We start from the raw sequence: 19,643 nt of genomic DNA, 5'->3' as shown, positions 1-19,643 counted from the left end.
CTTTTATGTCACGATTATAGCGCTTTCATGACCCCTTGTCAACAATTTTTAGAAAAAATTTGCTAATTTTTTTATCAACCTCATTTTTACAATTCTTTCTTCCATTAAATGACAAAAATATGTGTTTCTATTTTTTATTTTGACAAATTCTGTAGAACAGCATCTGACACACTCTCAAAACAGCTATACGATGGCCTTTATTTGTCACTTACGACAAATAATCTTTCCAACCTTCTCTAATAGATTTTCTTAAAAAGAAAATGTATGCGTTTTATTTTCTGAATGTTTTTAGCTTTCTTTGTTGACAAAACCGGTTTACCGTGGTATGATTCAGGTAAACAGGTTTACCTGAAGAACATACTATTCTACGGAGGACATATCCATGGTTGAACAATTCTCAATGGATCAATTTTCACTCAAAGGCAAAGTTGCCCTTATCACAGGTGCTTCATATGGCATTGGCTTCGCTATTGCCACTGCCTACGCAAAAGCTGGTGCTACTATCGTATTTAATGATCGCACACAAGAAGCTATAGAAAAAGGTCTTGCCAACTACGAAGCAGCGGGTATCAAGGCGCATGGTTATGTTTGTGATGTAACTGATGAAGAAGGCATCAATGCCATGGTGGCTCAAATCGAAAAAGAAGTTGGTGTCATCGACATCTTGGTCAATAATGCTGGTATCATCAAACGTGAACCAATGCTTGAAATGAAGGCTGCTGACTTCCGCCAAGTCATCGACATTGACCTCAACGCACCATTTATCGTATCAAAAGCTGTCCTTCCTTCTATGATTAAAAAAGGACATGGTAAAATCATCAACATTTGCTCTATGATGAGCGAACTCGGTCGCGAAACAGTTGCTGCCTACGCGGCTGCTAAAGGTGGTTTGAAAATGCTCACTAAGAACATCGCTTCTGAATTTGGTGAAGCAAATATCCAATGTAACGGTATCGGCCCTGGCTACATCGCTACTCCACAAACTGCACCACTTCGCGAATTACAAGAAGACGGTTCCCGTCATCCATTCGACCAATTCATCATCGCAAAAACTCCTGCAGCTCGCTGGGGTGAGTCCGATGACCTTTCTGGACCAGCCGTTTTCCTTGCTTCAGACGCTTCAAACTTCGTAAATGGGCATATCTTATACGTTGACGGCGGTATCCTTGCTTACATCGGTAAACAACCTTAATTGAAATGAACATTGACTAATCAGAAAGGAAGAAACTCTATTATGAAAATTGCATTGATTAACGAAAATAGCCAAGCTGCTAAAAACAGCATCATCTTTGACGCATTGAAAACTGTTGCGGATGCAAAAGGTTTCGAGGCTTACAACTACGGTATGTATGGCGTTGAAGGTGAAAACTCATTGACCTATGTACAAAACGGTATCTTGGCTGCTATCCTCCTCAACTCAGGCGCTGCTGACTTTGTTATCACAGGTTGCGGTACTGGTATGGGCGGTATGCTTGCCTGCAACAGCTTCCCAGGTGTTGTCTGTGGTTTTGCTGCTGATCCACTTGATGCCTACCTCTTCTCACAAGTAAATGGTGGTAATGCTCTTTCTCTCCCATTTGCAAAAGGTTTTGGCTGGGGAGCTGAAGTCAATCTCCGCTACATGTTTGAACGTCTTTTTGAAGATGAAGTGGGTGGTGGTTATCCAAAAGACCGTGCTGTCTTTGAACAACGCAATGCTCGCATTCTCAACGAAGTCAAAGAAGTAACCCATACTGATATGTTGACTATTTTGGAAAATATCGACCAAGAACTCCTCAAAGGAGCTATCGCTGGTGAACATTTCCAAGAGTACTTCTTCACAAATTGCCAAAATCAAGAAATCGCAGACTATCTCAAAACTGTTTTAGCATAAATAGTCTGATGCAGAAAGGATCCTGTCATGTCTAAGATTCTCTTTTTCGGGGAACCCCTGCTACGGATTAGTCCTACTAATCCTAGCCACTTTACTGACCAAGTAACCAGTCAGATATTTTATGGTGGCTCTGAGGTCAACATCGCTCGTAACCTACAAGCCTTTGGCCAGAATACAAAGTTAGCTATCGCTTTGCCAACAAATAGCATCGGAGATAGTTTTATCCAGTTCCTACAGGCAGCCCAGATAGATACCCTGCATGTTCAGCGTGTTGGAGAGCGTATCGGCATTTACTTCTTAGAAAATGCCTTTGGTTGCCGCCAAGGTGAAGTGACCTATGACCGTGCTCATTCCAGCCTCCATGATTTTTCAACTGAGAATCTTGACTATGACAGTCTTTTTGTAGATGTAGACCACTTCCATTTTAGTGGAATTACCATCGCCCTCAGCCAGCAAGTTCGGACTAGTCTGCGCCAGCTTTTGGAAGAAGCTAAAAAACGTGGGATCACGATTTCCCTAGATCTCAATTTCCGCAGTAAGCTGATTTCACCGCTAGATGCCAAACATATCTTCTCAGAATTTGCACATTATGCCGATATTTGCTTTGGAATTGAACCGCTCATGGCAACCTCTGAAGACACTAGCTTTTTCAATCGTGAATTGGCTACACCAGCATTGATTCACCGGCGTATGCAGGATTTGATGGCGGTCTTTGGTTTTAAATCCATTTTCCATACAGTGCGAAGTACAGATAACTTAGGGCGCAACGTTTATCAGGCCTACATGGCAAGTTCTGATGGTGATTTCGTCACTTCTAAAGAGTTAAAAACCGCTGTTCTACAACGGGTTGGCAGTGGAGACGCCTTTGTAGCTGGTGCCCTTTATCAACTGAAAAAAGCTAGCACACCACAAGAAATCGTGGACTTTGCCGTAGCCAGTGCGACACTCAAATGCACCATTGAAGGTGATAACATGTTTGAATCTGCTTATCGTGTAGAACAAGTTCTCAACCAAGCGAAAGACATCATCCGTTAGAAAGAATTATCATGACAAAATCTCAAACTGTTTTACAAATTAAAGAACAAAAAGTAGTGGTCGTTGTCCGTGGCAATAGCGCCGAAGAGGCCATTCAGTCCTCACGCGCTTGTATCGCAGGTGGCATTACGGCTATTGAAGTAGCCTACACAAACAGCAAGGCCAGCCAAGTTATTGAAACCTTAACTGCTGAATATGCCGACCGACCTGATGTGGTCATCGGTGCTGGAACTGTGCTCGATGCTGAAACTGCCCGTATGGCTATCCTAGCGGGTGCCAAATTTGTCGTATCACCTGCCTTCAATGCCGAAGCCGCTACTCTCTGCAATCGCTATGCCATTCCTTACATGCCAGGTTGCATGACCCTGACTGAAATCACCACAGCTCTTGAAGCCGGCTGTGAAGTGGTCAAAGTCTTCCCTAGTGGCGTTTTGGGAACAGGATTTATTTCTTCCGTTAAGTCCCCACTCCCTCAAGTCCAAGTCATGGTTACAGGCGGTGTCAATCTCAACAACGCCCCAGACTGGTTATCAGCAGGAGCTGACGCCATTGGTATTGGTGGTGAATTCAACAAACTATCTGCCCAAGGAGAATTTGCAAAAATCACTCAAATTGCTAAAGAATACGTCGCTAAAGTTGGCAGATAAGACTGAGATGGGTTTTCTCCATTTCAGTTTTTTTCTTAATCGTGATATTTCCCAGTCTATTTCCTTTATTTTTTAGTATAATGGAAAAAGGATACTACTAAAGGAGCAAGTTATGGAACATCCAACTTTCGGCCAAAAACAAGAGGGCGTCTCATACGTCAATCGCTACGGTGTCTATGCCGTAATTCCTGATAAAAGTCAGACAAAAATAATCCTCGTTCAAGCTCCAAATGGCGCCTGGTTCTTGCCTGGCGGCGAAATTGAAGCAGAGGAAGATTCTATTCAAGCTCTCGAACGTGAATTGATGGAGGAGCTCGGTTTCACTGCAAGATTGGGGCAATATTACGGTCAAGCCGACGAATACTTCTATTCTCGTCACCGTGACACCTACTACTATAATCCTGCTTATATCTACGAAGTAACAGATTTTACTCAAGTAGACAAACCGTTGGAAGACTTCAACAACCTCGCTTGGTTCCCAGTCGATGAAGCCATTGACAAACTAAAACGTGGCAGTCATAAATGGGGAATTGAAGCATGGAAAATTTCCAAAAATTCTAAATAATCTCTAGTCAAACCCGAACGATAGTGCTATAATGAAGCTACAGATAGGAGGCTCGCATGAAACTCATCAACACGACCAATACCAATCCCATACTTGTCCAGAATCAGCTGGCTAACACGGACGCCTTTTTGGTGGAAACCTATTCTGCTGGAAACACGGATGTCGTTTTCACTCAAGCGCCCCTCCATTACGAAATTTTGATTAGCAACAAGTACCGCGCTGTTCAAGAAAGAGAAATCCAAGGAATTAGAGAATTTTTCCTCAAACGGAAAGTTGATACAAAAGTGATTGACCAAGCCGGTATCCAGACAATTCACACAGATCGTCTGATTGAAATGTCTATTCCCATTGTTACTGAATAAGAAAAGACTGATGATATTTCAGTCTTTTTTGCTTGCTCATGATTTTTCCACCATAATCAAGAATGGTGGTGTATTGATTTGATTCAGCGGCTGATAGAGCATCACTACAAAATCTTCTTGAGGCAGTTTTTTGACAAAATCAAGCACAGCATCTTTTTCAAGATTTCCCCCTTCATGACCATAATAAATCATGAGGGACAAGCGACCACCAACTTCCAGTCGTTCTAAAATTTTCTGAATGGCTTCCAAAGTCGTATGAGGCTGAGTAATGATGGATTTATCAGCCGATGGCAAGTAACCCAGATTGAAAATGGCTGCACGAATTGGCTCCGCCACATACTGGTCCACATGCTGGTGCCCATCTAAAATGAGTTCTGCATTGCCAATGTTTTGCTCTTCCAAACGCTGACGGGTCCTCAGTAAAGCCTGTTCCTGGACATCAAAGGCATAAACTTTCTTCGATAATCTCGCCAGAAAAGCCGTATCATTCCCATTTCCCATGGTTGCATCAACAGCGACAGCCTCATTATCCAAAACTTCTGCTAAAAAATCGTGTGACAGATGAATGGGACGTTTAATCATATTTTCTCCTATCCAAATACTTCAAAATAAGAAATAGCTTCCAAAAGAGGCATATTCACATTGCCACGACCATAACAATCTAAAAAATAATCTCTATAAATATCTGTACCTAGGTTTCTTTTTAGGGACCATAGTACCCAATAAAGATCAATATGTTTATCTCCTAGACCTGCATGGTCCCAATCAATAAAAGCCTCAAATTTCCAGTCTTTTAAGATAAGATTGGGTAAACAAAAATCTCCGTGAACTATTGTATCACTCTTTAAAAGCTTAGAAAATTCTTGAACCTGCTGATAAGCCTGCTCTGCAGTCTCATGTTTCTGGTGAGATAAAAGATAATCCGGACTAAATCTACCTTGTTTGTAGCCTTCCTCTACTTCCTTAAGGTAGCTTGAAATCTTTTGAGGTAGTAAACCATCTACAGGTTTCATATCATGAAGAGCTCGCATAGATTTGGCTAAAATGTGACACAAATGTTTCGGATCAGCTAAGTAACATTCTGAACTCGCATCTTTGCCATCTACCTTAGCTGTCAACAACCAATCTTCTCCCTCAGACAAATAAGAAATGACTTCTTGAGCCAGACCTTTTTGAAAAAAATACATGGTTAATTCAGCTTCTTTTTGTAAGCTCCCCAACTTGGCTCTTTTCAAAAAATATCCCTGTTTTGTATCAATAAAATAAACACGTGCCTGCGGAGAGCTACTGGTATCATACACAGCCTGAGCCTGATTTATTAACGAACGAAATTCCCTTGGAAACTCTAACGGATTAACTATAATAAGTTCCTTTTTCATCTATCCACCTTACACCCTTGCCAACTTCCACGGCGTTCCATTTCTTGGTCAATGGCATTGAGGACTTCCCATTTATTGAGGCTCCACATAGGGCCAATCAGCATGTCACGAGGAGCATCACCGGTAATGCGATGAATAACCATATCAGCAGGAATAATCTCTAGTTGGTCACAAATGATCGAAACATACTCTTCTTGACTCAGCAACTGCAATCTTCCCTCGTGATAATCTCGTTGCATGCGGGTATTGGTCATGAGGTGCAAGAGGTGCAGCTTGATGCCATCAATATCATTATCCGTTACACAACGGCGGACATTTTCCACCATCATCTCATGGGTCTCACCAGGCAAGCCATTAATAAGGTGGGATACAATTTCAACCTTTGGCGCTTGTTTGCGTAAGCGGGCGACTGTTTCCTTGTACAAATCATAAGAATGGGCACGGTTAATCAGTTCTGACGTATGTTCATAGGTCGTCTGCAAACCCAATTCCACTGTCACATGCATACGCTGACTCAATTCTTCCAAGTAGGCAATGGTCTCATCAGGCAGGCAATCTGGACGCGTTCCGATATTGATTCCCAACACACCAGGCTCATTGATAGCCTGCTCATAGCGCTCACGGATAACCTCTACCCTTTCATGTGTATTGGTAAAATTTTGGAAGTAAACCAGATACTTGTTCACCTCTGGCCACTTGCGGTGCATGAAGTCAATCTCATGGTAAAATTGCTCACGAATCGGCGCTTCAGGCGCCACAATCGCATCACCAGACCCAGACACCGTACAAAATGTACAACCACCTTTTGCCACCGTACCGTCACGGTTAGGGCAATCAAAGCCCGCATCAATCGGCAACTTGAAAATCTTTTCTCCAAATAATTCACGGTAATAGTCATTGACTGTTCGATAACGTTTTTTCATAAAAATAGTATAGCAAAATTTAGCATTTTTTTCTTTTTTTCGAATAAATTTGCGAATAAATAAGTATGAAGATTCTACTATTCCTATTTCTCGGTGGCTCACTTGGTTCATTTCTAGGTTTGGTCATCGATCGTTTTCCCCACCACTCCATCATAGCCCCTGCTAGCCATTGCAATCATTGCAAAATACACCTCAAGGCTTGGGACTTGATTCCCATTCTTTCCCAACTTTCTACTAAATCAAAATGCCGTTACTGTCAAGCAAAAATTCCTTACTGGTACCTCCTGCTCGAAATGACGACTGCTCTTCTTGTGACACTAACAGCTTATCAGATCCTGTCCGTCACAACTTGTTTAGTCCTCCTAACAGGCTTGGTACTCGGTATTTATGACATCAAACACCGTGAATATCCTATCATGGTTTGGATGAGTTTCACCTTCTTGACACTCTTGTTTTCCTCTCTAAACTGGCTTTTCCTCCTCTTTTTGGTCCTAGCCCTTTTAGCAGAAAAATACGACCTCAAAATTGGCTCTGGTGACCTATTTTACCTAGCTACATTGTCCCTGATTCTCCCCTATAACAGCTTACTTTGGCTCGTTCACATCAGTAGCATTTTAGGAATTTTGACCTATTTTTATCTTTATCGAAGCAAACTGCCCTTCGTCCCATTTCTTTGGATAGCCAGTATTCTTGTTTTGGTCATCTTTTAAAACTGAAATATGCATGTGAATAGATACACATTCCACCGCAAGGTGGTTTTTTATGCTATAATACTGATTAAAAGGAGTAAGCCTATGTACAATGATGATAGCTTGACCCTGCACACAGATTTATACCAAATTAATATGATGCAGGTCTACTTTAACCAAGATATTCATAACAAACATGCTGTTTTTGAAGTCTATTTCCGTAAGCAACCATTTGAGAATGGCTATGCAGTTTTTGCAGGTTTAGAACGCGTCGTGGACTACCTATCCAATCTACGTTTTTCTGAGACAGATATTGCCTATCTACGCGATCAAGGATATCCTGAGAAATTCCTCGATTATCTGGCAAACCTCAAAATGGCATTAACTGTTCGTTCCGCAAAAGAAGGCGATCTCGTTTTTGCCAACGAACCAATCCTGCAAATTGAAGGGCCTCTTGCCCAATGCCAGCTAGTTGAAACTGCTATTCTAAATATTGTCAATTATCAAACGCTCATCGCCACCAAGGCCCGCCGTATCAAAACGGTGATTGAGGATGAGCCTCTCTTGGAGTTCGGTACACGCCGTGCTCAAGAAATGGACGCTGCTATCTGGGGAACACGCGCCGCCTTTATCGGCGGAGCTGGTGCTACTTCAAATGTTCGAGCAGGTAAACTCTTTGGCATCCCAGTCTCTGGCACTCATGCCCACGCTCTAGTGCAGACTTTTGGTAATGACTATGATGCCTTCAAGGCCTATGCCAGCACCCATAAAAACTGTGTCTTCTTAGTAGATACCTACGACACCCTTCGTTTAGGCGTCCCTGCTGCAGTTAAGGTCGCTCGAGAATTTGGGGACAAAATCAACTTCCTCGGCGTTCGCATCGACTCAGGAGATATGGCTTATATTTCTAAAAAAGTTCGCCAACAGCTGGACAATGCCGGTTTCCCTGAGGCTAAAATCTACGCTTCAAACGACTTGGATGAAAATACAATTCTCAACCTCAAGATGCAAAAAGCCAAGATTGATGTCTGGGGAGTTGGGACTAAGTTAATCACCGCCTACGATCAACCAGCACTCGGAGCGGTTTACAAGATTGTTTCGATTGAAGACGAAAATGGAAATATGAAAGACACCATTAAATTGTCTTCAAATGCAGAAAAGGTTTCAACACCAGGTAAAAAGCAAGTTTGGCGCATTACTTCCCGCGAAAAAGGCAAATCAGAGGGAGATTATATCACCTTTGCTGATACAGATGTGGCACATTTGGAAAGTATCCACATGTTCCACCCAACTTATACCTACATCAATAAAACTGTGGAAAACTTTGATGCCGTTCCACTACTCGTCCCTGTCTTTGAGAAAGGAGAGTTGGTTTATCAACTTCCTAGCTTGCAAGAAATTCAAGACTATGCCCACAAGGAATTTGACAAACTCTGGGATGAGTACAAACGCGTGCTCAATCCACAGGATTACCCTGTTGACCTAGCGAAGGATGTCTGGGACCACAAGATGAATCTCATTGATAGCGTCCGCAAGCAGGCTCTCGGAAACTTATCCAAATAGGAGAATCGTATGACCTTACAAGAAACAATTATCAAAGAACTAGGTGTTCTACCAAGCATTGATCCTCAGCAAGAAATCCGTCGGTCCGTTGATTTTTTGAAAGACTACTTGAAAAAGCACAGCTTTCTAAAAAGTTATGTTCTGGGCATTTCTGGAGGACAAGACTCTAGCTTAGCTGGGCGCCTAGCACAGATTGCCATCGAAGAACTCCGAGCAGAAACAGGTGATGACAGCTATCAATTTATCGCCATCCGCCTCCCTTACGGTGTACAGGCAGATGAAGACGACGCTCAACGCGCGCTTGCCTTTATCCAACCAGATCTTAGCTTAACAGTCAATATCAAAGAATCAGTTGACGGACAAGTAGCGGAACTTGCTAAAGCTGGTCTTGATATTTCCGACTTCAACAAGGGAAATATTAAGGCACGTCAACGCATGATTACCCAGTATGCTATTGCTGGCGAGTACAAGGGAGCCGTTATCGGTACCGACCATGCTGCAGAAAATATTACTGGCTTCTTTACAAAATTCGGTGATGGCGGTGCAGATATCTTGCCACTCTTCCGCCTCAATAAACGTCAAGGTAAGCAATTACTAGCAGCACTCGGAGCAGAAAAAGCTCTCTACGAAAAAGTTCCTATCGCAGACCTAGAAGAAGACCGCCCTGGCTTGGCTGACGAAGTCGCACTCGGTGTTACCTACAATGACATTGACGACTACCTAGAAGGAAAAACTGTCACACCAGAAGCTCAAGCAACCATTGAAAATTGGTGGAAAAAAACAGCTCATAAGCGCCATCTTCCCATCACTGTTTTCGATGATTTTTGGAAATAAATGACAATTCAAAAACCAGCCTAGGAGCTGGTTTTTGTCATGTTAAAATGAATCCATTGTTTATAAAGTAAATAAGCTAAAACCCCACCCAAGGTATTGGTCCAAAGGTCATCTACTTCAAAGACTCGTTCTGCATTGATAAGCAGGTCCAAAAGCAGCTGAGTACACTCGATAAAAAGGCTCATACAAAAAGAATAGAGAGTAGCTGCTTTTAGGCTCTGCCATTTTTTAAAAAGAAAAATAAGACAGAAAACGAGGGGAAAGAGAAGAAAAATGTTACTGAAATTTTGCAGGAGGACAAAGAGAAATCCTTGGATAGTATGGATTTTATGGCCGTTGACAAAGCTATTAAAAGGCGTCAAAAGGAAATAAAGTCTCCCTATTTGAACAATACCTGGTGTGGAAAATCCTTTGATACTTGGAAATAGCCCTTGTGGAAGAAAGCACATGAAAGAAATAGCCAGAGCGTAGACTCCAGCTAAAACTTTTGTAAAACTTCTTCCCAAGTGAGTCAGTTGACCATTTTCTTGAAAGAAATGTCTCATTAAGGTTGAATCTCCCGAATTCCTGCTTTTGCTTTCGCAGCGGCAATCCTAGCCTTAGCACGTTCGCGATCTTTGTTGAGCGTCTTAGAACGCAACTGTCCACAGGCAGCATCGATGTCTGTACCATGTTCTTGACGAACCACACAGTTAACACCATTTTTCTTGAGGCGATCATAAAAGGCTGCCACACGTTCTGGAGTTGAGCGACTGTATTGGTCATGCTCAGAAACAGGGTTATAGGGAATCAAGTTGATATAAGACAACTTACGGATTTTCTGGGTCAAATCAGCCAATTCTTGCGCCTGTTCCACTCCGTCATTGACTTCATTCAGCATAATGTATTCAAAGGTCACACGGCGATTGGTCACTTGGATATAATCTTCAATAGCTTCAAAGAGTTCTTCGATTGGAATGCGACGGTTAATACGCATCATGCGTGAACGAATATCGTTATTTGGTGCATGAAGAGAAACTGCCAAATTAACCTGCACACCTTCACGAGCAAATTCACGGATTTTTGGTGCCAAACCAGAAGTCGATACCGTAATGTGACGAGCACCAATTGCCAAGCCTTTATCATCGTTAACGACACGCAGGAAGTTCATCACATTATCATAGTTATCCAGGGGTTCACCAATCCCCATGACCACGATATGGCTGACGCGCTCGCCCTGACCACGCTCATCGAAGTATTTTTGCACCAACATAATCTGCGCAACAATCTCACCACTGGTCAAATCGCGCTGTTTTGGAATCAGACCAGAAGCACAGAAGCTACAACCAATATTACAACCAACCTGCGTCGTCACACAAACAGACATCCCGTAGTGCTGGCGCATGAGCACTGTCTCAATCAACATACCGTCTGGCAATTCAAAGAGGTATTTCACCGTTCCATCTTTGGATTCTTGGACAATACGTTGTTTCAAGGGATTGAAGACAAATTGCTGGTCTAATTTTTCAATCAAGGATTTTGGCAAATTGCTCATCTCCTCAAAAGATTGAACCCGCTTTTGATAGAGCCATTCCCAAATTTGAGTGGCACGGAATTTTTTTTCGTCGTTTTCAAGTGCCCAATCCAACAATTGTTGGCGCGTGAGGGCATAAATAGATGATTTCATGTTGCTCCTTATTTCTGGCGAATTACAAAGCCACGTTTGGCTTCTTGAATTTCACGGTTTGATTTTTTCTTATCTTGTCGTTGACGGCGTTCCTGTTGCTGTTTTTTGGCAGGAGCTGTCTTTTCATTAACAGTAAAATGGCGACCTTGTTGAGCACTAGCCCCCTTGGCACCATTACTATGATTGTTATTTCGATTGCGATTATTACGGCTGCGACGGCGTTTGGGCTTCTCTTCTGGTTCTGCCGGTAATTCCTGCGGATTTGGATTTTCCAAGACAAAATAAGCACAGCCAAAGTTACAAAATTCCGTCAAATAATCTTCTAGGCGACTAATTTTAATATCTGTTTTGACAGCTTTTTCATCTTTGTAAAATCCCTTGAGGCGCAATTGTTCATTGCCCCAATCTCCCACAATATAATCAAACTTGAGCATAATTTGTGAGAAGCGTTGTCCAAATACCGTCTGGTCGAAGGCATCACGATAATCTTCCACCAAATCCAATTCAATATTTTCTGCTACAACCTTATCTCCTACCCGTGCAAAACTGGGGCCCGGAAACTTGTTGTAATTGTACATTTCTGGAGAAATTTCTTTCTTCATCTTTTTTCCTTTACTAGAGTCCTAATTCATTCATTATATCGTATTTTAGGAAAATTTGCTGAGCTTTTGCCATGGATGATAATTTTCAGACAATTTTATCCGAAAGAAAAGACGAGCAACTTACTCGCCTTTTGTTTTTTCTAGGTAATCAATGGCATCCTGTACTGTTTTTACAGGTACGACTTTGATGTGCAGATGGTTTTCTTCCGCAGCTTTTTTAGCTTCTTCGTAGTTGGTTTTGGCATCTGGCTTAACTTTTAGCACTTCTTTATTCACTGGATTATTGGGAACAAAGAAAACACTAGCTCCTGCTTTAGCGGCTGAGAGAACCTTCTTATCTGCTCCACCAATATCTCCGACAGAACCGTCCTGTTCAATAGTCCCAGTCCCAGCAATGGTACGCCCGTCACGTAAATCTGGATTGGCCAACTGGGTATAGATCGCTAAGGTAAACATAAGACCAGCACTTGGTCCACCGATATTTCCCGTTTCAAAGTCAATGGCTGTGTCACTCTTGACTTCTGTATGGTCTACCAAGCCAATCCCAATGCCATTTTTGCCATTTTCTAACTTGATAATCTTCCCATCTGCTGATAATTTTTGGTTCTGACTGGCATATTGAACGCTGACCTTATCTCCAATTTTCAAACCACCAACGTAATCAATCAATTCCTTTGAACTTTGGAAAGTTTTACCATTAACACCTGTGACAGTATCGGCAATATTGAGAACTGATTTGAAGGTTGAATTATCCACTACATTTAAAACATAGACCCCGAAAAAGTCCATAGAGGCTTCCTCTCCTGCCAATTTCAGCGCTTGGTACTTAGCCATATTTTGGGAAGTTTCCATATAAAATTGACTGATACGGTAGTAATCCTCACTGTTTGAGCCTCCCGTCATTTCTTTTTCAGTGTAGATATCCGAGTTTTTATCAAAATAAGCCATCAATAATTGGATTGCCGTTGCTGATTTTACTTGAACATAAACAAAGTTGTAAGAACCTTTAGCACTATCTTCCTTATTTTCCACTGTCAAAACCGAGCGAATATCAGAAGCACCACCAGGACTTTCGATGTAGTAGGGTAAGGGGAAGATGAGAGCAAGCCAGAGAAGAATGGTCACCAGACCAATTGAACTAAATAGAAATAATTTTTGATGTTTTTTCATTGTTTTCCTTTTTCTAATATAGCAGAAACTGCCTGCGGTACATAATCTTCAATCGTTGCCCCAAAATGAATCAGCTCACGAATACCTGATGAGGAAATCTCGCGGTGTTTCAGTTTGGCAGTCAGGTAAACGGTATCTAACTTTTCGGAGAGAGCTTGATTGTAAAATTCCATTTTCATTTCATAAGCCAAGTCCGTTCCATTGCGCAACCCTCGTACAAGATGAGTCGCCTCTAATTCTTCTGCTACAGCCACCGCTAACTTATCTGACGACGTTATCACCGTAACATTTTCCAAATGCGCAAGGCTAGCTTCTACCATCTGTCGCCGTTCATCCACAGAAAAGAAGCCTGTCTTTGCTTGATTGTAAAAAATCCCCACATATAGCTGGTCAAATAGCTGACTAGCTCGCTCAATCAAGTCAATATGTCCATTTGTTATCGGATCAAAAGACCCTGTAAACAAGCCTATTTTTTTCATTATTTATCCTCATTCTGACAAGCATATAAGTATAAAAAAAGCAAGACAGGAAGCAAGCCTATACAAGAATACTTACTAAAGCCAGCCAACAGCCAAGTTATTACATTGGGCAAAAAACATACCAGAGCACAAAAGAGATAAAGTGGGTTCCGACTTTTTGATAAAGCTCCCGCCCCCTCCTGATTCTTCAAGTGATAGCCTTTTATCAAGTCTTCCAATTTTTTCAATCGCACCAAGAGATAGACCAAAATTCCAATGATAATGACTAAAAGTCCCCAAAATAGTGAATGCATGCTGCACCTCCTACCTCACATAAACTGTAACCTTGCTGATACCATATGTCTTTTGTTTCCAAATGCCCAGCTCTGCGATTTCTTCCGGTAACTCTACAGACTTATCCGTCTCACAGACCACCATGACGTCCTGGGACAAAAGCTGGCGCTGACAAAATTCCTCGATATTTGCCACAATCTCTTCCTTGGCATAAGGCGGATCCAAAAAGACCAAATCAAACTGTCCGTCTAATTGACCCAAAGCATGATTCGCTTCCATCTTCAACAACTGAAACCGACTCTCTTCTTTGGTCATACGGATATTTTCTTGAACAATGGCTTGAGCTTTCCGATCACGTTCGACCAGAACAGCGGATTCCATCCCCCGCGAAACAGCTTCAATAGACAGACCACCACTGCCAGCAAAAAGATCAAGTACACGCCCTCCATCAAAGTAGGGACCAATCATATTGAATATGGCGCCTCGCACCTTGTCCGAAGTAGGACGCGTGGTTTTTCCTTCTAAAGTCTTGAGCGGACGACCGCCATATTTTCCAGAAACAATTCTCATACCTAGTATTATATCAAAAAGTTTATTAAAAGAAAAAGACAGCCTAACAGCTGTCCTCAATTTATCTAATTCACTTTTACTTTGCCGTCCCATTCATTGAGACCATAACTTAAAATATAAATTTCATTGTAGCCTGCTTTTTTCAAGAGAAGAGCTGTTGATGTTACGCGTTGCCCACGGTCATTTTCGTAAATCAAAACTGGCTTGTCCTTACGAATAGCACCTAGACTTTGCTTGATTTGCTCTGAAGGAATATTACGGGCACCAAGAATATGTTTTTTACTAAATTCAGCTGGTGTACGCAAGTCAATGACTTGTGCACCATGCATTTTTTCAGCAAATTCCTTGTTTTCAATCAACGTCGCTGCACGTTTTAGACGCCAGTAATTGTAGCCCATCCAAGTCAACAATAAAACCAGTGTCACCAATAAAATTAAGAGAGTTGAGTTCATTTTTCTGCTTGCTCCTTTTTCTTCTGATACTCTTCTTCCAGCCGATGTTCTCTGCGCAAAATCAATTCTGCCTGAATGTAGTCCATCTTATCCAAAAGACCTACTTGATAAATCTGGAGGAGTTCGATTTTCATCATTTCAATGTCGTAGAGGCGATTTCCCATATAGACAAAGATACCAAATCGTTTGAGCAATTGTTGCACATCGTAAAGGGTTTTCATAGGAAAATTTTAGCAAAAATCCGCTCTATTTTCAAGGTCTATTTCACATCCCGCTCTTTCTGCTTTCATTTTTTAGAAAAGATAGACAAAAGAGCACCTTTCGATGCTCTCTCTTATAAGCCTGGGGCTTGTCCTAATTCTGCTGCCAGCATCCAAATCGTCTTTTCAACACTCGCTTTTGCCACATTGAAAATGTCATTTGTCACACTGTCTCCTTCTTCATCTGTTACAGCAAATCCTTTTGTAAACAAGCCTGCTAAATAACGATAAACTTCCAAGACACGCGCTAGCTGTTCTTCTAAAGACAAATTATAGTCTCCTTTAACTTCTGTCAACTGGCTATTGCTGCTAAATTCCGCCAACGTTGAAAATGGAGCGCCTCCCAAGGTAATCAAGCGTTCACTCATTTCATCTAGATAACCGTCCAACTCCGCCATGTATTCATCCATCTTTGGGTGCCAAACCATAAATCCAGCACCTCGCATGTACCAGTGAACTTGGTGCAAGATTGAATGCGCAACTGACAAATCTGCCACCGTCTGGTTCAATACTTTCTGTGTCTCTGGAAAATTGATTGTTACTGTCTTAGATTTGGCAAAACTTGCCACTTCCACTGCTGCTTGATAATGGTTCATATCATTGCCCTCTTTTCTTTTTATTTATAATCATTATAAATAAAAACCGTCAACATTTCAATCTTTTAGTCCATAAATTAGAAATGTTCTAAAATAGCCAAAAAATAAGAAAAACAAACAAATCCAACTAGGGTATAATAGAAGAAAAGGAGAAAAACGCATGAAAAAAATTGTTTTTGTTTGTCTAGGTAATATCTGCCGCAGTCCTATGGCAGAGTTTGTGATGAAAAATCTGACCACAGATATTGAAATAGAAAGTCGTGCAACATCCTCATGGGAGCATGGAAATCCTATCCACAGGGGTACGCAAGGAATATTGAAGCAATATCAGATTCCCTACGAACCGACCAAAAGTTCCCAACAATTGACTAGGGCAGATACGGAGAAATTCGATCTTATTATCGGTATGGATCGCAATAACATCCGTGATTTAAAGAAGATGGTTCCTGCTCATTTGCATTATAAGATTCATCCTTTTACTGTGGAGTGTGTCCCCGACCCTTATTATACAGGGGATTTTGAAGAAACCTACCAGCGCGTCTTAGCAGGTTGTAAAGAATGGTTACAAAAATTGAAGCAGATGAATTCTATGTAATATTTTTGTAATATTTGTCCAAACATGGTAGAATGGACCTAGTTTACAGAAAGAGATGTAGTACATGAAACAGTTATCTTTTGATAGTGAAAAATTCAAAGAACTAAGGGTTTATCTGACTCGGACAAATTTAGAAATAGCAGCTGCCGTTATCATTTTTCTCTGTGCTTTAAGCATGTTTTTTGGACGCATTCCAAGCAAGCAAAGTTTAACTTTGGACAATGGAAAAATAGTTTATACAGGCTATGTTGCCAATAACAAGCTCAATGGCCAAGGAAAAATTACTTTTTCAAATGGTGATACCTACCAAGGAAACTTCAAAAATGGTGTTTTTGATGGTAAGGGAACCTTTAAAGCCAAAGCAGGTTGGACCTATGTGGGACAGTTCAAAAAAGGTGTTGCTGACGGTCAAGGAAAATTAACAACTGAGACAAATATTGTCTACGAAGGAAAGTTCAAAGAGGGAATTTATCAAGATGCGCATTAAATGGTTTTCAATCGTTCGAGTAACCGGTCTTCTACTGGTCCTCCTCTATCACTTCTTTTTGAAGGGATTCTCAGGTGGATTCGTTGGTGTTGATGTCTTCTTTACCTTCTCCGGCTTCTTGATTACCTCCCTTCTTTTAGACGAATACACGCGCAATCAAACCATCGATATTCTTGGTTTCTTTAAACGCCGTCTCTATCGAATTGCGCCTCCATTGGTTCTCATGATATTGCTTGTGACGCCACTAGCTTTACTCGTTCGAGGAGATTTTTTAGCTAGTATTGGCAGTCAGATTGTCGCAAGCCTTGGTTTTGTGACCAACTGGTTTGAAATGATGCTGGGAAATGGTTATGAAAATCAGTACACCCCTCATCTTTTTGTTCACACATGGAGTCTAGCTGTTGAAGTCCACTTCTACATCCTTTGGGGATTAGCAGTTTGGGGATTGACAAAAATCACCAAGTCTATTGGACAGTTGCGTGGCTTTGTCTTTCTCATCTCAAGCGCTGTTTTTTTGCTCAGCTTCCTCAGCATGTTCATCTCCAGCTTCTTTGTAGAAAGTTTCTCTACTATCTACTTCTCTTCTTGGACACATATCTTCCCCTTCTTTCTTGGCGCAGTTCTAGCAAGTTTGGTAGGGGTACAATTTCCAAGCAAAGCCTTTAAGAAGCTCCATCAGGTCTGGAACATGAAAGAAAGTCTCTATTGTCTCGGAGGTGGAGCTGGACTCCTCTTACTACTGACCTTCCTCTTAAAATTCGACAACATCTGGACCTATTTACTTGGTTTCCTCCTTGCTAGTCTTGCAGCCACATCTATGATACTTGGTGCACGTTTGCTACATGAAGAGACACCTGATATAGAAGAACCAGCCATTCTGACCTTCTTCTCAGATATTTCTTATAGCATTTACCTTTTCCATTGGCCACTTTATATTATCTTTAGTCAACTTTTTACCAATAATTTACTTGCAGTATTGCTGACGACTTTCTTCTCTATTCTGCTTTCAGCTATTTCTTTCTATATTCTAGAGCCCTATATCGCTGGAAAATCTATTTCTGTTTTCAAACTGGATTTAGACTTGAACCCATATAAAAAATGGTTTCTTGGAACTTTTGCTCTTCTGAGCTTGACAACTATGATCATCAGTCTAACAGCACCAAAGGTTGGTAGTTTTGAAAAAGAAATGCAAATCAGCAATCTCCAACAAGCAGATAGTCAAATGCTGGCTACACGAAACGCTGCTGAAAATGCGACTGCAAGTGATTATAATATCAAAGCAGGAACTACTATTTTCGGGGACTCTGTCACTGTTCGAGCTAGCTCAGCTATTCAGGAAATTCTCCCTCAGGCTCAAATTGATGGGGCGGTCAGCAGAAACCTCTCTGAACTGAGCAAACTCATTCAACTTTATAAAAATAGTAATACCTTAAAACAAGATGTCGTCGTTGCTCTTGGTACCAATACGGTTGACAACTATCAAGAATTACTAGATAAGCTGATCTCCGAATTTCCAAAAGGGCACCACCTTATCTTTGTCACTCCTTATAACGGCAACTTCGGCCAGACAGATTCGATTGCCTATCAGACAGGTGAATATGAAAAAGAACTAGCCAAGAAATATGACTATATTACCATTGCGGACTGGTATCAAGCATCTATTGCTAACCCGAATATCTGGGCCAATACTGATTTGGTACACTTTAACTTAGAAGCTGGTGGCGGTGAACTCTTTGCCAAAACCCTACAAACAGCCCTCACCGAAGCTGCTAAAAAACCAATAAAAAAATGAGAGTGTAACAAAAATCGTGATTTCGACGAAATCAATTTTGTAGTCATAACGTTCGCGTCAAAATAGGGCAATAATCTTGATTTATCAACATATTAGACTCCACTCAACCACTGCCTTAAACGGTTATCACTATAAAAGTGAAAGAACTTGAGACATTTGTCTCAAGTTCTTTTTTTATTTTTGTTTACTCTGAAAACGAAGAGTAAAGCGATATTGGTCATAATAAGGGAAAACTGCTAAGAGCACTGTCAAGGCTAGAAGCCATCCTCCTAAAATATCCGTTGGGAAATGTACTCCGACATAGATCCGCGATAAAGCTACCAAAACCGCAACAAGAACCAAAGCAACTTGACAACCTAATCGTAGGCTTCCTTTTTTCATACGTTGCTGCAGGACAATCACCAGAAAACCAGCAATTAAAAGTGTCGAAGCCGTATGCCAGCTCGGATAGGAGTAACCTACCGTCCCTACTAACCAGTCAATGGTTGGGCGCGGACGTTGATAGACAGACTTAAGAACAGTTGATAAGATGCCCATTAAGGCAAAATTTAAGACCAAAAAGTAGGCTTCTGCCTTCCATTTTTTCCAATAGAAGAAGCTAGCCAACAGTATTGTGATCACAAGTGTGACACGAACATTACCAAGGAGAGTAATGCGTGTCCAAAATAAGGTAGCTGTGGCTGGTAAACTTCCTCGAAAAGCAGACTGAATTCCTTCATCAAAGCTAGCCAAAGTCTCAGGGTAAAATTTGACTGTATAGCCTAAGATGACAAAAAATAAGGCAGCAAAGGACGCATAGCGTAAATAAGATTGTTTGTTTTTCATAAAATA

The 19,643-nt window shown here is 41.4% G+C and carries 26 protein-coding genes; 12 read left to right on the top strand and 14 right to left on the bottom strand.

The annotated features are described in order from the left end of the window. Nucleotides 1–382: 382 nt before the first annotated feature. The 6 genes from ACHUFA_RS01390 to ACHUFA_RS01365 all read left to right on the top strand — a co-directional run bounded on the left by ACHUFA_RS01390 (nt 383) and on the right by ACHUFA_RS01365 (nt 4,482). Nucleotides 383–1,192, top strand: coding sequence for a gluconate 5-dehydrogenase (locus ACHUFA_RS01390; RefSeq protein WP_222346948.1), 810 nt, complete (start codon nt 383–385; stop codon nt 1,190–1,192). Nucleotides 1,193–1,234: 42 nt separating this feature from the next. After that, on the top strand, nt 1,235–1,873 hold the full coding sequence (locus ACHUFA_RS01385; protein ID WP_394404690.1) for an RpiB/LacA/LacB family sugar-phosphate isomerase: 639 nt from the start codon (nt 1,235–1,237) through the stop codon (nt 1,871–1,873). Nucleotides 1,874–1,900: 27 nt separating this feature from the next. Next, nucleotides 1,901–2,908, top strand: a complete 1,008-nt coding sequence (locus ACHUFA_RS01380; RefSeq protein WP_394404689.1) for a sugar kinase — start codon at nt 1,901–1,903, stop codon at nt 2,906–2,908. A gap of 11 nt (nt 2,909–2,919) precedes the next feature. Then, complete coding sequence (locus ACHUFA_RS01375; RefSeq protein WP_394404688.1) at nt 2,920–3,555, top strand: bifunctional 2-keto-4-hydroxyglutarate aldolase/2-keto-3-deoxy-6-phosphogluconate aldolase; 636 nt, start codon at nt 2,920–2,922, stop codon at nt 3,553–3,555. 112 nt (nt 3,556–3,667) lie between these two features. Beyond that, nucleotides 3,668–4,120 carry an NUDIX hydrolase gene (locus ACHUFA_RS01370; RefSeq protein WP_394404687.1) on the top strand — a complete coding sequence of 151 codons (453 nt, stop codon included), beginning with the start codon at nt 3,668–3,670 and terminating at the stop codon, nt 4,118–4,120. Nucleotides 4,121–4,176: 56 nt separating this feature from the next. Further along, entirely contained in the window at nt 4,177–4,482 is a 306-nt protein-coding gene (locus tag ACHUFA_RS01365) for a DUF1827 family protein (RefSeq protein WP_222346957.1), read from the top strand. A 36-nt stretch (nt 4,483–4,518) separates the two neighbouring features. Here ACHUFA_RS01365 and mnmM read toward each other — a convergent pair whose 3' ends face one another. The 3 genes from mnmM to mnmL are packed head-to-tail and all read right to left on the bottom strand — an operon-like array spanning nt 4,519 to nt 6,784. After that, nucleotides 4,519–5,064, bottom strand: coding sequence for a tRNA 5-(aminomethyl)-2-thiouridylate-methyltransferase MnmM (gene mnmM / locus ACHUFA_RS01360; protein ID WP_394404686.1), 546 nt, complete (start codon nt 5,062–5,064; stop codon nt 4,519–4,521). An 8-nt stretch (nt 5,065–5,072) separates the two neighbouring features. Next, complete coding sequence (locus ACHUFA_RS01355) at nt 5,073–5,861, bottom strand: aminoglycoside 3'-phosphotransferase (protein WP_222346961.1); 789 nt, start codon at nt 5,859–5,861, stop codon at nt 5,073–5,075. Next, nucleotides 5,858–6,784 carry a tRNA modification radical SAM protein MnmL/YtqA gene (gene mnmL, locus ACHUFA_RS01350; protein WP_222346963.1) on the bottom strand — a complete coding sequence of 309 codons (927 nt, stop codon included), beginning with the start codon at nt 6,782–6,784 and terminating at the stop codon, nt 5,858–5,860. Before mnmL ends, ACHUFA_RS01355 begins: the two co-directional genes overlap by 4 nt. A gap of 65 nt (nt 6,785–6,849) precedes the next feature. Here mnmL and ACHUFA_RS01345 point away from each other — a divergent pair, with 65 nt between their 5' ends. From ACHUFA_RS01345 to nadE, 3 genes are all read left to right on the top strand, one after another. Then, complete coding sequence (locus ACHUFA_RS01345) at nt 6,850–7,494, top strand: prepilin peptidase (protein WP_394404685.1); 645 nt, start codon at nt 6,850–6,852, stop codon at nt 7,492–7,494. An 84-nt stretch (nt 7,495–7,578) separates the two neighbouring features. Beyond that, on the top strand, nt 7,579–9,036 hold the full coding sequence (locus ACHUFA_RS01340) for a nicotinate phosphoribosyltransferase (RefSeq protein WP_222346967.1): 1,458 nt from the start codon (nt 7,579–7,581) through the stop codon (nt 9,034–9,036). 9 nt (nt 9,037–9,045) lie between these two features. Continuing rightward, nucleotides 9,046–9,870: an NAD(+) synthase gene (nadE, locus tag ACHUFA_RS01335; protein ID WP_222346970.1), complete on the top strand. Its 825-nt coding sequence runs from the start codon at nt 9,046–9,048 to the stop codon at nt 9,868–9,870. Nucleotides 9,871–9,890: 20 nt separating this feature from the next. Here the strand turns inward: nadE and ACHUFA_RS01330 are convergent, their stop codons facing one another. The 10 genes from ACHUFA_RS01330 to ACHUFA_RS01285 form a co-directional block, all read right to left on the bottom strand. Beyond that, a complete protein-coding gene (locus ACHUFA_RS01330; RefSeq protein WP_222346971.1) occupies nt 9,891–10,415 on the bottom strand; it encodes a VanZ family protein in 525 nt (174 codons plus the stop codon). Next, a complete protein-coding gene (gene rlmN, locus ACHUFA_RS01325) occupies nt 10,415–11,536 on the bottom strand; it encodes a dual-specificity RNA methyltransferase RlmN (protein ID WP_222346972.1) in 1,122 nt (373 codons plus the stop codon). Before rlmN ends, ACHUFA_RS01330 begins: the two co-directional genes overlap by 1 nt. 8 nt (nt 11,537–11,544) lie before the next feature. Continuing rightward, on the bottom strand, nt 11,545–12,138 hold the full coding sequence (locus ACHUFA_RS01320; RefSeq protein ID WP_394404684.1) for a YutD family protein: 594 nt from the start codon (nt 12,136–12,138) through the stop codon (nt 11,545–11,547). Between the two features lie 120 nt (nt 12,139–12,258). Beyond that, the gene (locus ACHUFA_RS01315; protein ID WP_394404683.1) at nt 12,259–13,308 is read right to left on the bottom strand and encodes a SepM family pheromone-processing serine protease; all 1,050 of its coding nucleotides are present in this window, start codon (nt 13,306–13,308) and stop codon (nt 12,259–12,261) included. Further along, entirely contained in the window at nt 13,305–13,790 is a 486-nt protein-coding gene (gene coaD / locus ACHUFA_RS01310; RefSeq protein WP_222347181.1) for a pantetheine-phosphate adenylyltransferase, read from the bottom strand. Before coaD ends, ACHUFA_RS01315 begins: the two co-directional genes overlap by 4 nt. Then, complete coding sequence (locus tag ACHUFA_RS01305) at nt 13,787–14,080, bottom strand: hypothetical protein (RefSeq protein WP_394404682.1); 294 nt, start codon at nt 14,078–14,080, stop codon at nt 13,787–13,789. Before ACHUFA_RS01305 ends, coaD begins: the two co-directional genes overlap by 4 nt. 10 nt (nt 14,081–14,090) lie before the next feature. Further along, entirely contained in the window at nt 14,091–14,630 is a 540-nt protein-coding gene (rsmD, locus tag ACHUFA_RS01300; RefSeq protein WP_222346976.1) for a 16S rRNA (guanine(966)-N(2))-methyltransferase RsmD, read from the bottom strand. Between the two features lie 65 nt (nt 14,631–14,695). Then, the gene (locus ACHUFA_RS01295) at nt 14,696–15,082 is read right to left on the bottom strand and encodes a rhodanese-like domain-containing protein (RefSeq protein ID WP_222346977.1); all 387 of its coding nucleotides are present in this window, start codon (nt 15,080–15,082) and stop codon (nt 14,696–14,698) included. Then, on the bottom strand, nt 15,079–15,303 hold the full coding sequence (locus tag ACHUFA_RS01290; protein WP_222346978.1) for a YqgQ family protein: 225 nt from the start codon (nt 15,301–15,303) through the stop codon (nt 15,079–15,081). The genes ACHUFA_RS01295 and ACHUFA_RS01290 overlap by 4 nt, the downstream gene beginning before the upstream one ends. A gap of 113 nt (nt 15,304–15,416) precedes the next feature. Further along, on the bottom strand, nt 15,417–15,938 hold the full coding sequence (locus ACHUFA_RS01285) for a Dps family protein (protein WP_222346979.1): 522 nt from the start codon (nt 15,936–15,938) through the stop codon (nt 15,417–15,419). Between the two features lie 160 nt (nt 15,939–16,098). On the opposite strand from ACHUFA_RS01285, the gene ACHUFA_RS01280 reads away from it, so the two are divergent. From ACHUFA_RS01280 to ACHUFA_RS01270, 3 genes are all read left to right on the top strand, one after another. Continuing rightward, on the top strand, nt 16,099–16,533 hold the full coding sequence (locus ACHUFA_RS01280) for a low molecular weight protein-tyrosine-phosphatase (RefSeq protein WP_394404681.1): 435 nt from the start codon (nt 16,099–16,101) through the stop codon (nt 16,531–16,533). Nucleotides 16,534–16,597: 64 nt separating this feature from the next. Then, entirely contained in the window at nt 16,598–17,020 is a 423-nt protein-coding gene (locus ACHUFA_RS01275) for an MORN repeat-containing protein (RefSeq protein WP_222346981.1), read from the top strand. Next, on the top strand, nt 17,010–18,812 hold the full coding sequence (locus tag ACHUFA_RS01270; protein ID WP_394404680.1) for an acyltransferase family protein: 1,803 nt from the start codon (nt 17,010–17,012) through the stop codon (nt 18,810–18,812). The genes ACHUFA_RS01275 and ACHUFA_RS01270 overlap by 11 nt, the downstream gene beginning before the upstream one ends. Before the next feature lie 174 nt (nt 18,813–18,986). On the opposite strand, the gene ACHUFA_RS01265 is transcribed toward ACHUFA_RS01270, so the two are convergent. Then, entirely contained in the window at nt 18,987–19,637 is a 651-nt protein-coding gene (locus ACHUFA_RS01265; RefSeq protein WP_222346983.1) for a phosphatase PAP2 family protein, read from the bottom strand. Between the last annotated feature and the right edge of the window lie 6 nt (nt 19,638–19,643).

The organism is Streptococcus hepaticus (genome assembly GCF_043656315.1).
GTDB classification, from domain to species: Bacteria; Bacillota; Bacilli; order Lactobacillales; family Streptococcaceae; genus Streptococcus; species Streptococcus hepaticus.
Note: the sequence above shows the minus strand (reverse complement) of the source record. Positions and strands in the feature narration are given on the sequence as shown.

Bases quoted from the DNA above. Each gene is read 5' to 3' on its own strand.
- ACHUFA_RS01390 (WP_222346948.1), top strand. From the start codon at position 383: ATGGTTGAACAATTCTCAATGGATCAATTTTCACTCAAAGGCAAAGTT.
- ACHUFA_RS01385 (WP_394404690.1), top strand. From the start codon at position 1,235: ATGAAAATTGCATTGATTAACGAAAATAGCCAAGCTGCTAAAAACAGC.
- ACHUFA_RS01380 (WP_394404689.1), top strand. From the start codon at position 1,901: ATGTCTAAGATTCTCTTTTTCGGGGAACCCCTGCTACGGATTAGTCCT.
- ACHUFA_RS01375 (WP_394404688.1), top strand. From the start codon at position 2,920: ATGACAAAATCTCAAACTGTTTTACAAATTAAAGAACAAAAAGTAGTG.
- ACHUFA_RS01370 (WP_394404687.1), top strand. From the start codon at position 3,668: ATGGAACATCCAACTTTCGGCCAAAAACAAGAGGGCGTCTCATACGTC.
- ACHUFA_RS01365 (WP_222346957.1), top strand. From the start codon at position 4,177: ATGAAACTCATCAACACGACCAATACCAATCCCATACTTGTCCAGAAT.
- mnmM (WP_394404686.1), bottom strand. From the start codon at position 5,064: ATGATTAAACGTCCCATTCATCTGTCACACGATTTTTTAGCAGAAGTT.
- ACHUFA_RS01355 (WP_222346961.1), bottom strand. From the start codon at position 5,861: ATGAAAAAGGAACTTATTATAGTTAATCCGTTAGAGTTTCCAAGGGAA.
- mnmL (WP_222346963.1), bottom strand. From the start codon at position 6,784: ATGAAAAAACGTTATCGAACAGTCAATGACTATTACCGTGAATTATTT.
- ACHUFA_RS01345 (WP_394404685.1), top strand. From the start codon at position 6,850: ATGAAGATTCTACTATTCCTATTTCTCGGTGGCTCACTTGGTTCATTT.
- ACHUFA_RS01340 (WP_222346967.1), top strand. From the start codon at position 7,579: ATGTACAATGATGATAGCTTGACCCTGCACACAGATTTATACCAAATT.
- nadE (WP_222346970.1), top strand. From the start codon at position 9,046: ATGACCTTACAAGAAACAATTATCAAAGAACTAGGTGTTCTACCAAGC.
- ACHUFA_RS01330 (WP_222346971.1), bottom strand. From the start codon at position 10,415: ATGAGACATTTCTTTCAAGAAAATGGTCAACTGACTCACTTGGGAAGA.
- rlmN (WP_222346972.1), bottom strand. From the start codon at position 11,536: ATGAAATCATCTATTTATGCCCTCACGCGCCAACAATTGTTGGATTGG.
- ACHUFA_RS01320 (WP_394404684.1), bottom strand. From the start codon at position 12,138: ATGAAGAAAGAAATTTCTCCAGAAATGTACAATTACAACAAGTTTCCG.
- ACHUFA_RS01315 (WP_394404683.1), bottom strand. From the start codon at position 13,308: ATGAAAAAACATCAAAAATTATTTCTATTTAGTTCAATTGGTCTGGTG.
- ACHUFA_RS01305 (WP_394404682.1), bottom strand. From the start codon at position 14,080: ATGCATTCACTATTTTGGGGACTTTTAGTCATTATCATTGGAATTTTG.
- rsmD (WP_222346976.1), bottom strand. From the start codon at position 14,630: ATGAGAATTGTTTCTGGAAAATATGGCGGTCGTCCGCTCAAGACTTTA.
- ACHUFA_RS01295 (WP_222346977.1), bottom strand. From the start codon at position 15,082: ATGAACTCAACTCTCTTAATTTTATTGGTGACACTGGTTTTATTGTTG.
- ACHUFA_RS01290 (WP_222346978.1), bottom strand. From the start codon at position 15,303: ATGAAAACCCTTTACGATGTGCAACAATTGCTCAAACGATTTGGTATC.
- ACHUFA_RS01285 (WP_222346979.1), bottom strand. From the start codon at position 15,938: ATGAACCATTATCAAGCAGCAGTGGAAGTGGCAAGTTTTGCCAAATCT.
- ACHUFA_RS01280 (WP_394404681.1), top strand. From the start codon at position 16,099: ATGAAAAAAATTGTTTTTGTTTGTCTAGGTAATATCTGCCGCAGTCCT.
- ACHUFA_RS01275 (WP_222346981.1), top strand. From the start codon at position 16,598: ATGAAACAGTTATCTTTTGATAGTGAAAAATTCAAAGAACTAAGGGTT.
- ACHUFA_RS01270 (WP_394404680.1), top strand. From the start codon at position 17,010: ATGCGCATTAAATGGTTTTCAATCGTTCGAGTAACCGGTCTTCTACTG.
- ACHUFA_RS01265 (WP_222346983.1), bottom strand. From the start codon at position 19,637: ATGAAAAACAAACAATCTTATTTACGCTATGCGTCCTTTGCTGCCTTA.